At 68.1% G+C, this 10,543-nt stretch carries 9 protein-coding genes; 8 read left to right on the top strand and 1 reads right to left on the bottom strand.

Features of this window, described 5'->3' with window-relative positions:
* The first annotated feature begins 11 nt into the window (after positions 1–11).
* Positions 12–308 carry a hypothetical protein gene (locus ACYVF6_RS16755; RefSeq protein WP_460522170.1) on the top strand — a complete coding sequence of 99 codons (297 nt, stop codon included), beginning with the start codon at positions 12–14 and terminating at the stop codon, positions 306–308.
* An 81-nt stretch (positions 309–389) separates the two neighbouring features.
* A complete protein-coding gene (locus ACYVF6_RS16750; RefSeq protein WP_460522168.1) occupies positions 390–1,643 on the top strand; it encodes a polysaccharide lyase family 7 protein in 1,254 nt (417 codons plus the stop codon).
* Here the strand turns inward: ACYVF6_RS16750 and ACYVF6_RS16745 are convergent.
* A complete protein-coding gene (locus ACYVF6_RS16745) occupies positions 1,640–2,356 on the bottom strand; it encodes a GNAT family N-acetyltransferase (protein ID WP_460522166.1) in 717 nt (238 codons plus the stop codon). The two genes, ACYVF6_RS16750 and ACYVF6_RS16745, sit on opposite strands and share 4 nt — an antisense overlap.
* 113 nt (positions 2,357–2,469) lie before the next feature.
* Between ACYVF6_RS16745 and ACYVF6_RS16740 the strand changes: the two genes are divergently transcribed.
* The 6 genes from ACYVF6_RS16740 to ACYVF6_RS16715 all read left to right on the top strand — a co-directional run bounded on the left by ACYVF6_RS16740 (position 2,470) and on the right by ACYVF6_RS16715 (position 10,532).
* Complete coding sequence (locus ACYVF6_RS16740; RefSeq protein WP_460522164.1) at positions 2,470–4,542, top strand: alpha-amylase family protein; 2,073 nt, start codon at positions 2,470–2,472, stop codon at positions 4,540–4,542.
* On the top strand, positions 4,539–6,476 hold the full coding sequence (locus ACYVF6_RS16735) for an alpha-amylase family protein (protein WP_460522162.1): 1,938 nt from the start codon (positions 4,539–4,541) through the stop codon (positions 6,474–6,476). The genes ACYVF6_RS16740 and ACYVF6_RS16735 overlap by 4 nt, the downstream gene beginning before the upstream one ends.
* 85 nt (positions 6,477–6,561) lie before the next feature.
* Complete coding sequence (locus ACYVF6_RS16730; RefSeq protein ID WP_460522160.1) at positions 6,562–7,860, top strand: ABC transporter substrate-binding protein; 1,299 nt, start codon at positions 6,562–6,564, stop codon at positions 7,858–7,860.
* A 25-nt stretch (positions 7,861–7,885) separates the two neighbouring features.
* Positions 7,886–8,782: a carbohydrate ABC transporter permease gene (locus ACYVF6_RS16725; protein WP_460522158.1), complete on the top strand. Its 897-nt coding sequence runs from the start codon at positions 7,886–7,888 to the stop codon at positions 8,780–8,782.
* Positions 8,782–9,603 (top strand): carbohydrate ABC transporter permease, encoded by an 822-nt coding sequence (locus tag ACYVF6_RS16720; protein WP_460522156.1) that lies wholly within the window; start codon positions 8,782–8,784, stop codon positions 9,601–9,603. The genes ACYVF6_RS16725 and ACYVF6_RS16720 overlap by 1 nt, the downstream gene beginning before the upstream one ends.
* Positions 9,600–10,532 (top strand): D-2-hydroxyacid dehydrogenase, encoded by a 933-nt coding sequence (locus ACYVF6_RS16715; RefSeq protein ID WP_460522154.1) that lies wholly within the window; start codon positions 9,600–9,602, stop codon positions 10,530–10,532. Before ACYVF6_RS16720 ends, ACYVF6_RS16715 begins: the two co-directional genes overlap by 4 nt.
* Positions 10,533–10,543 lie beyond the last annotated feature (11 nt).

The raw sequence follows: 10,543 nt of genomic DNA, 5'->3' as shown, positions 1-10,543 counted from the left end.
GGGGATCACCAGTGGCCGTAACTTATGAGCAGGCGCGCGAGATCCTCCGCGCGGAACTCGAGCCGAGCTGGACACACGGCGCGTTCTGCCTCGACGACCGGCAGATCGTGGAGAACGACGAGCTCTTCGTGTTCTCCGTCGGCGCCCGCGAGTGGCTGGTCGATGGCGACCATGACTACATGCTCATTGGTGAGGTTCCCGTTGTCACCAAGGCGGACGGCACCGCGGGTTCGCGCGCCTCCATCGAGATCGCGATGGACGCCGGCGTCGTCACGCGGCCCAATCCCTCACCCACGTTGCGGATCTGACAGTCTACGATCTCCGATTCCTGATGGCAGGAACGCGACACCGACCGTTCGGCCGGGTGTTCGGCGGTCAGGATGCCCGGTATGGCAACGATTCGAGGGTTCGCATTGGTGGCCGCCGGCGCGGTGCTGGTGGGCGCTGTGGCCTACGTCCCGCTCTCGGCTCGAGGGCAGGCGACGGCAGCCGCCGACTGTGACTATCCCGCGCAGGTGCTCGATCTGCGCGGCTGGAAGCTGCAGTTGCCGATCGGCGAGGAGGAGCATCCGGACGAGATCACGCAGCCCCAGCTCGCGTCGTACAAGGTCGATCCGTGGTTCCTGCCGACGCAGGAGTGCGACGGCGTGCGGCTCCGGTCGGCCGTCAACGGCGTGACGACGGGCGGCTCCAGCTACCCGCGTTCGGAGCTGCGCGAGATGACCAGCGACGGCTCCGACGAGGCGGCGTGGTCGTCGACCGACGGCACGCACACGATGACGATCGAGCAGACCGTGACGCATCTGCCGAACGAGAAGCAGCATCTGGTCGTCGGCCAGATCCATGGTGGCGACGATGACGTCTCGGTGTTCCGGGTCGAGGGCAACAGCCTGTACGTCACCAACGGAGACGACCCGCACTACCGGCTGGTCACCGACAACTTCGCGCTGAACCAGCGGTTCCAGGTGAAGTTCACGGTGTCGGGCGGGACGATTCACGCGTTCTACAACGGCAAGGAAGTTGCGTCGCTGGACGTCGATGTCAGCACGGCCTACTTCAAGGCGGGCGCGTACACGCAGGCCAACTGCGAGAACTCCAGCCCGTGTGACGAGAGCAACTACGGCGAGACCGTCATCCACAAGTTGACGCTCGGTGCCGACGACTCCGGGAAGCCCGGCCGGCCCAGCCCGGGTGATCCGGGCGACCCCGGTCCCGGCGAGCCGAAGCCGGACCCGCAGGACCCGGCGCCCGGCAAGGCGCTGCCGGTCTCCGAGGTGAGCGCCAGCGGTGACGACGGCAACGTGCCTTCCAACACCCTGGACGAGAGCGTTTCAACTCGCTGGTCCGACGAGGGCGACGGAGTCTGGGTCCGATACGACCTCGGCGCGCGCCGGACCATCGGCGCGGTCGGGCTGTCGTGGTACAAGGGCGACAGGCGCACCGCCGACTTCCGGATCGAAACCTCGTCCGACGGCGAGCGGTGGACCACGAAGTACACCGGCACCAGCGGCGGGAAGTCGCTCCGGCCGGAGACGTACGACATCCCTGACACCGCGGCGCGCTACGTCCGCGTGGTCGGGTTCGGCAACACCGAGAACGAGTGGACGAGCATCACGAAGGCTGTGGTGCTGGGCGCGAGCTAGGTCGTTGGTTCAGCGTCGCAGGGGGCAGTCCGGTTCGCAGGGCTGCCCTGAGCGGCTATCCAGTCCTCGCGGAGGAGGACGCAGACGGCGTAGGGCGCGTCGTCGCGGATCTCGTCGATGCCTTCGACCATGCCGCGGCTGCGGATCTCACCGGCGTACCGCATGCCGATCCGCTCCATCACCGCGCGCGAACGCACGTTGTGCCGGACCGTGCACGACACCACGGCTCGTGCCCCGAGCACCTCGAACGCGAACTCCAGCCCGGCCCGGCCGATCTCGGACGCGTACCCCTGTCCCCAGTGCGACGGTCGCACCGCCCAGCCGATCTCCAGCCAGCCGGCGTGCGCGACGAACGGCCGCGGGCTGCCGTACGACTCGCGCACCCACGGCTCGTCCGGCAAGTAGGCGTAGAGCTGCCCCCAGTCGGCGTCGACCGGTGTCCGCGACAACCCACCACGCCCGACGACCTCGCCTGTCGACCGGTCGTAGGCGATCCACTTGTGCACGCCGTGCAGGCGCCACGACTCGCCGATGGACTCGGCCCACTGCCTTGCCTGCGCGACGGTCGGCTTCTCGTTGTCGTACCAGTACGACACCTTGTCGTCGTTGTGCACGAGCCAGAGGTCCGCGGCGTTGGCGGGCCCGATCGGCTCGAGCCGCAGCCGCTCAGTGAGCCTGGAGCGCTTGCCGTCGGAGGAGGGTCGTTCTTCCACGCGGCACAGCGTCCCACGTCAGAAGCGATCGCCGCATCCGATATCGGTCGCTGTCCTTGCCAGTCGTGCAATCTTGTCTGACAATGAATCAAAGTCCGGCAGAGGAGGAGCGCATGGGTGAGGGCCTCGACTGGCCGCAACAGGCGACACGATGGGCTCAGCTCACGCTCACCGAGGACGATCCACCGCACCTGGATCTCGACTTCTGGCTCGGGCTGATGCGCGAGAGTCAGGCGAACGCGACCTGCATCAGCGCCGGCGGCTACATCGCGTACTACCCGACGCGGATCCCGTTCCACTACCGCAGCAAGTACCTCGGCGACTCCGACGCGTTCGGCTCGCTGGTCGAGGGCGCCCGCAGCCTGGGCATGCACGTGATGGCGCGCGTCGACCCACACGCGATCCACGCCGACGCGGCCGAGGCGCATCCGGAGTGGCTCGCCCTCGACGAGCACGGCAACCCGCGCGAGCACTGGTCACACCAGGGCGTGTGGCTGACGTGTGCGTTCACGACGTATCACCGCGAGTTCATCACCGAGGTCGCCCGCGAGATCGTGCGCGACTACGGAGTCGACGCGGTGTTCGCCAACCGCTGGGAGGGCTACTACGGCATCTCCTACAGCGAGGCAGCCCGCCGTTCCTTCCACGACGCGACGAACGGGCTGGAGCTGCCGCGCGCCGAGACGGACGACAGCTGGCAGCCGTACGTCAAGTGGAGAAGGCGCGAGCTCAGCAAGCTGGTCTCGCTGTGGGACGAAGCGGTCCGCGACGTGAGCCCGCACAGCCGCTTCATCCCCAACCTCGGCTCGATGGGCGCCCGGGACCTGGATCGCGAGCTGGTCGAGCGGCACTACCCGTTCTTCGTTCTCGACAAGCAGGGCCGGTCGGGTGCCGAAGCGCCGTGGTCGGCGGGCCGGGCGGGCAAGCGCAACCGGGCGGTCTTCCCCGACCGGCCGGCGACGCTGATCACGTCGGTGGGGCCGGAGTACCGCGAGCATCGCTGGAAGGACTCGGTCGCTCCGCCCGAGGAGACCAAGACCTGGATCGTCGACGGGTTCGCGCAGGGTGCGCTGCCGTGGTTCACCAAGTTCAACGCGAAGGTGCCGGATCGCCGCTGGGTCGGCCCGGTGGTCGAGGCGCTCCAGTTGCACGCGAAGGTCGAACCGGCGATCCGCGACCTGCCGATCACGGCCGAGGTCGCGGTGCTCGACCCGTCGACGCCGAGGAGCTCACCGCACGACGACGGCTTCTACCACGCGCTGCTCGAGGCCCGGATCCCGTTCGAGCTCGTCTCCGACACGGTGCTCTCGCCGGATCGCCTTCGCCCGTTCAGGGTTCTCGTGCTCCCCAACGCGGAGCGGCTGAGCGACGCCCAGTGCCGGACCATCCGTGAGTACGTCGACGCGGGCGGCGGCCTGGTCGCGGCCCACGAGTCGTCGCTCTACGACGAGGACGGCAACCGGCGCGACGACTTCGGTCTGGCCGACGTCTTTGGCGCGAGCCTCACGAGGCCGAGCCGCAAGGTGAAGAACAACTACATCGCGTTGACGGGCGAGCACCGGCTCAACCACGGATACGACGACGCCCAGCGCATCATCGGCGGCACGCACATCCTCGGCGTCGAGGCGAGCCCGGACACGACCGTGCCGTTCCGCTTCGTCCCCGACTTCCCGGACCTCCCGATGGAGGAGGTCTACGCCCGGGCCGCGCCCAGGGATCCGGCGGTCGTCTGCCGCGAGGCCACGAAGGCCGGTGGGCGAGTCGCCTACCTCGCGTTCGACGCCGGCGCGGTGTTCTGGGAGGCGCTGCAGGCCGACCACGGCCGGCTGATCGCCAACGCGGTGGCGTGGGCGCTCGGCAAGCAGCCCGAGGTCAGCGTCGACGGTCCTGGGCTGGTCGACGTCGCCGTCCGCCGCGACGACTCCGCGCTGGCCGTCGCGCTCGTCAACCTCAGCAACCCGATGGCGATGCGCGGTGCGATCCGGGAGACGTTGCCGCTGCCGCCGCAGCGGGTTTCCGTCGCCACGCAAGGGCGTCCGGTCCACCGGGCCAGGCTGCTCGTCGCGGGCGCGGACGTCGAAGCGGCCGTCACCGAAACCGGCGATCGGGTCGAAGTGACCGTTCCGATGCCGGGTCTGCTCGAGATCGTGCATCTCCAGTGGGGAACCGAAGGAGTTCAGCCGTGACCGAGCTGTGGTGGCGCAAGCCGTTCCGGATGTTCCAGACCAACCTACGTGAGATCGACGCCGGTCTGGACGTCGAAGGCGTGCTGGACTTCCTGGAGGAGTTCGGCGCCAACACCTGGCTGCTCAGCGTCGGCGGCATCCTGTCCAACTATCCGACCGCTCTGGAGTTCCAGACCAGAAACCCCAACCTGGCAGAGCGTTCCTCCGGCGATCTCGTCGGAGACGCGGTGACCGCCGCGACCCGGCGGGGCATCCGCGTGCTGGGCCGGATGGACTTCTCCAAGGTCGACCACCGCCGCGCCGAGCAGCATCCTGAGTGGTGTTTCCTTTCCCCAGCGGGCGAACGGCAGGTCTACAACGGTCTCACCAGCGTCTGCCCGAGCGCGGACTACTACCAGAACAAGCTGTTCGGGGTCCTCGACGAGGTGCTCGACCGCTACGAGATCGCCGGCTTCTTCTGCAACTGGATGTCGTTCAACGAGATCGACTACAGCCGCCGCTACCACGGTGTCTGCCAGTGCCACTCGTGCCGGCTTCGATGGGCGGAGTTCGCGCCCGGCGAGCCCCTGCCGACGGACCGCGAGTCGCCTGGATACCCGGCCTGGCAGCGGTTCTCCCGTGCGGTGCTGGACGACCTCACCGGCAGGATCCGCGATCACCTGGCCGAACGCCGGCCGGAGGCGCCGCTGATCCTCGGCGACCGGGCCGACATCGTGTTCCACGAAGCTAACAACGCCGTCGGCCGCCGGCTGTGGCACCACCGCACCAGCGAGGCGGTGAGCGCCGCGAAGACCTACCGGCCGGACGTCCCGGTGCTGACGAACTCGGTCGGCTTCGTCGACATGCCGTACCGCATGGCAGGTGAGGAGCCGCACCACTTCGCGCAGTACCTCGTGCAGGCGATCGCGCGCGGCGCCATCCCCTCGACGTACATCATGGGTACGCCGGACGTCAATCCGTACGAATGCCTGGAGGTCGCGGGCGAGCTGACGCGGTTCCATCGCGACCACGCCGACGTCTACACCGACCTGCAGCCTGCCGCACGGACGTTGCTGGTCCGGCCCGCAGGCACCGAGGCGACGGCGGAGTTCCAGGGCCTCTATCTCGCGCTGCTCGAACGCCACGTGCCGTTCGACGTCGTGCCGGAGGTGCGGCTGCCCGACGTGGATCTCGGCCGGTACGACGTCGTTGTGCTGCCGGATCTCGGGCCGCTCGAGCCCACCGCGATCACGGCGCTCGACACGTACGTGGCGGGCGGCGGGGGGCTGCTCACGACCGGCGGCAGCGCGCTCGCACCCAGCGGCGAGGTCCAGCTCGACGCGCTGCCCGCGGACCGCGCGGTGGCCGGCCACGTGGGGGAGGAGCCGACGCGTTCCCTGCACGTACGCGGGCCGTCCGTCGTCCCGGTTGTCGGCGCCTTCCACCTCATGGCAGCGCGTCCCGAGGCCGAGATCGGCTGGCCGGCGCTGTCGAGAGCACCGTACGGTCCGCCGGAAAAGTGCCACGGCCATCTGGAGCTGACCCATCCGGGCCGGCTCAGCGCGCCGTACGGCAGGGGCCGCGCTGCCATGCTGCCGTGGACGGTCGGCCGCGCCTACCGCGAGGTCGGCCTCAGCGCGCACCGGGACCTGTTCGTCGAGGAGGCGCTGCGCGTAGGCGCGCCACAGGTGGAGACGGAGCTGCCCGAGCAGGTGGAGATCGTGCTGGGCCGGTCCGCGGCAGGGCAGGTCGTCCACCTGCTGAACCGGTCGGGCGACGCCGACCAGCGGTTCGTCCGGCCGTTGCGGATCGCCGAAACCCGGTTGCGGATTCCGGGCCACGGCGCCGGCGAGGTCGAGGCGCTGTGTGCGGGCCGCACCCTGCCGGCCGATCCCGGCGGCTGGGTGACGGTGCCTGCGATCGAGCGCTTCGAGGTCCTGCTCGTCCGCCTGTAGGAGGAACGGCCAACCTTGGCCAAATTGTCAAACAATCGCTCATTGCTGTCTTGACTGGCAGAGGACGAAGACGACAATGCGGAACATGACCAGACTCGACCGGAGGCGGTTCCTCGGGCTCTCGGCGCTCTCGGCGGCCGGCCTGTCCACGCTGGCGCTGGCCGGCTGCGGCAACGGCTCGGGCGGTGGCAAGCCCACCTTGCGCTACGGCGCTTGGGGAAACAGCGTTCGCCAGCGCAACTACACCAAGGCGCTGAAGCAGTTCAACGCCTCGCACAAGGACATGGTCGTCGAGCCGGAGTTCGCGGAGTACAGCGCGTTCCAGGAACGGATGACCACGCAGATCGCCGGCCGCGACGTGCCGGACATCTTCTGGATCGCCTCGCCGCAGGTGGTGACGTACCACAAGAACAAGCTGTACCGGAAGCTCGACGACATCAAGACGCTCGACTTCTCGGCGTACTCCGAGCAGGACCTGGCGACGTTCAGGATCGGCGGCGAGCTGAACACGATGCCGTTCGGCATCTTCGTCCCGGTGGTCCGCTACAACGAGACGTTCGCTAAGCAGGACGGCGTGACCGTTCCGGCCGAGGGCGCGGACTGGACCTGGGACTCGCTCGCCGAGCTGGTGACCGAATACAGCAAGGCCAGCCCGCACGGGCGCAAGGGCATGCCGTACGGGCCGGACCACGACCTCAGCTTCGAAGCCTGGTTGCGACAGCGCGGTGAGCAGCTGTGGACCGAGGACGGCAAGGCCGGCTTCACCGTCGACGGCCTGGCAAGCTGGCTCGACTGGTGGGAGAAGCTGCGCAAGGCCGGCGCGACCCTCTCGCTCAGCGAGCAGGAGGGCATGGGGCCAGACTGGGACGCCATCGGTGGGAAGGTGCTGCTGAACATCGGCAACTCCAACCACATCATCGACGACGCCACGATGTTCCCTGACTACCGGTTCCGGCTGCGGGCGGCTCCGGTCGCGGCGGAAGCCGAGGCGGGCCACAAGTTCCTCTACTACCCGCGGATGGCGATCTATCGGGGCATCGACGACGACAAGGTCGAAGCCGCGGGCACCGTGATCAACTACAACACCTCGAACATCGCGATGGTGAAGACGGTCGGCCTGACGATGGGCGCGCCGGTGAACCCGAAGATCGCGAAGCAGGCCCTGTCGTTCGCCGGGCCGAACGAGAAGGAGATGCTCGCGGTCGTCCAGCAGGACAGGGATGCCGAACGCGAGCCACGCTACGAAGCACCGGCCGGGTCGAGCACCTGGCGCGACGCGATGACCCGCGTCACCGAGCAGATCGCGCTGGGGAAGACCAGCGTTCCGGACGGCGCCAAGTCCCTGCTGGACGACATCAACGCCGGAATCGAACGCGCGAAGTGATCGGCCTGGCTGGACGGTGAGGTCGATGAGCAGGTCGGCGTTCCACATCAACCGGCAAGGCAGGGTTGCGCACATCTTCATGACACCGTGGTTGCTCGGCTTCGTGCTGGTGACCGCAGTGCCGTTGCTGGCGTCGCTCTATCTGGCGTTCACCGACTACGACATCATGAGCTCGCCGGAGTGGAGCGGCCTTTCCAACTTCCGCCGGATGTTCGGCGACGAGATGTTCTGGGCGTCGGTGCGGGTCACGCTGACCTACGTGCTGGTCTCCGTGCCGCTTCAGCTGGCGTTCGCGTTGGTGCTCGCGCTGATCCTCGACCGCGGCCTGCGCGGGCTCGCGTTCTATCGCAGCGCTTTCTACCTGCCGTCGCTGCTGGGAACGAGCGTCGCCGTCGCGATCCTGTGGCGGGAGATCTTCGGCGACGGCGGGCTGGTGATCCGGGCGCTCGAGCTGATCGGTGTGCACAGCGGGAGCTGGCTGCAGAACCCCGACACGGCGTTGTTCACGCTCGTCGTGCTGAACACGTGGACGTTCGGGTCGCCGATGGTCATCTTCCTGGCCGGGCTACGACAGGTGCCGGACGAGCTGTACGAGGCGGCGCGGGTGGACGGTGCGAACATCCTTCGGCAGTTCACGCACGTGACGCTGCCGCTGCTCACGCCGATCGTGTTCTTCAACCTGATCCTGCAGACGATCGGCGCGTTCCAGACGTTCACGCAGGCGCACGTGGTGAGCAACGGCAGCGGCGGTCCGGCGAACTCGACGTTGTTCTACACGCTGTACGTCTACCAGCAGGGCTTCGTCAGCTACGACATGGGTTACGCGTCGGCGCTCGCCTGGGTGCTGATGGCCGCGATCGCGTTGGTCACCGCGGTGCACTTCCTGCTGTCGAAGTACTGGGTCTACTACGGAGACAGCTGATGCGTTCCACGCTCAAACACCTCGGCCTCGGCGCGTTCGTGCTGCTGATGGTCTATCCGCTGCTCTGGATGCTGGTGAGCGCGTTCAAGCCTGGGCACGAGATCCTCACCGATCCCGGACTCGTGCCGAGCTCGATCACATTCGAGAACTTCAAGGAGGGGTGGTACGCGCTCAACCGGCCGTTCTCGGTGTTCTTCGTCAACTCGTTGCTCGTCACGGTCGGCTCGATCGCCGGCAACCTGTTCTCGTGCTCGCTGACGGCGTACGCGCTGGCCCGCCTGCAGTTCCGGATGCGCCGGGTCTACTTCGCGATCACGCTGGCGTCGGTGATGCTGCCGTTCCACGTGCTGGTGATCCCGCAGTACATCTTCTTCTCCCAGCTCGGCATGGTGAACACCTACTGGCCGCTGCTCATCCCGAAGTTCCTGGCCACGGACGCGTTCTTCATCTTCCTGATGGTGCAGTTCATCCGCACGCTGCCGCGGGAGCTGGACCGGGCCGCGTGGATCGACGGCGCGGGGCCGTTCCGGACGTTCTGGCACGTGATCCTGCCGCTGATGCGTCCGGCTCTGGTCACCACGACGATCTTCACGTTCATCTGGACGTGGAACGATTTCTTCGTACCGCTGATCTATCTGACCCGGCCGGAGGTCTACACGGTGCCGGTGGCGCTGAGCTCGATGGTCGACTCCGAGAGCGGGCAGGGCGGAGTCGGCATGCTGTTCGCGATGTCGTTGCTGTCGCTGATCCCGATTCTCGTCTTCTTCACCGTGGCACAGAAGTACCTCATCCGTGGCATCGCGACGACAGGACTGAAATGATCGTAGTTGTTGTAGGGAAGAGCTCCGCCGCTTCGGAGCTGCGGGCGGCGGCGCCTGCCGTCGACCTGCGGTTCGTCTCGTCGCTCTCGGAGGCGGCGGATGTCTGGGCCGAGATGGAGGGCGTGGTCGGGCGGGTGCCGCCGTCGGTGCTGGCCAAGGCGCCGAAGCTGCGCTGGGTGCACAGTCCGGCCGCGGGCGTCGACTCGGACCTGTCGCCGGAGATGCTGGCCAGTTCGGTCGTCCTCACCTCGTCGGCCGGCAATGGCGCGATTCCGCTGGCGGAGCACAGCATGCTGCTGATGTTGATGCTGAGCCGCGACGTGCCGCGCTGGCTGCGCTCGCAGGCCTCGGCGACGTGGGATCGGTTCACGCACGGCGAGCTGACCGGGCGTACCGTCGGCGTCTACGGGCTCGGCAACTCCGGGCTCGACCTCGCGCTGAAGGCGAAGGCGTTCCACATGCGCGTGCTGGGGCTGCGGCGGCGGGTTGGTGAGCCTGCTCCGAACGTCGACGTCGTTTACGGCGCGGACGGGCTGGGGGAGTTCCTGGCGGAGTCGGACTTCGTGGTGGTGACGGCGCCGTACACGCCTCATACGGCAGGGGTGTTCGACGCGGCCGCGTTCGCCGCGATGAAGCCGACCGCGTACTTCATCTGCATCTCGCGCGGCGGCATCGCCGACGACGACGCGCTGCTGGCCGCGTTGCGTTCCGGCGAGATCGCCGGCGCCGGGCTCGACGCTCACGGCGTGGAGCCGCTGCCGCCCGCGAGCCCGTTCTGGTCGTTGCCGAACGTCATCGTCACTCCGCACAACGGCGCCACCACGCCCGACACCGGTCGCCGCGGCATCGAGATCACCGCCGACAACCTGCGGCGGTTCGCGGCGGGCGAGCCGTTGCGGAACGTCGTCGACAAAGCGGCCGGATACTGAGTGGTCAGCGG

The organism is Flindersiella endophytica, assembly GCF_054779015.1.
This window is presented reverse-complemented; position numbering and strand designations above follow the sequence as displayed.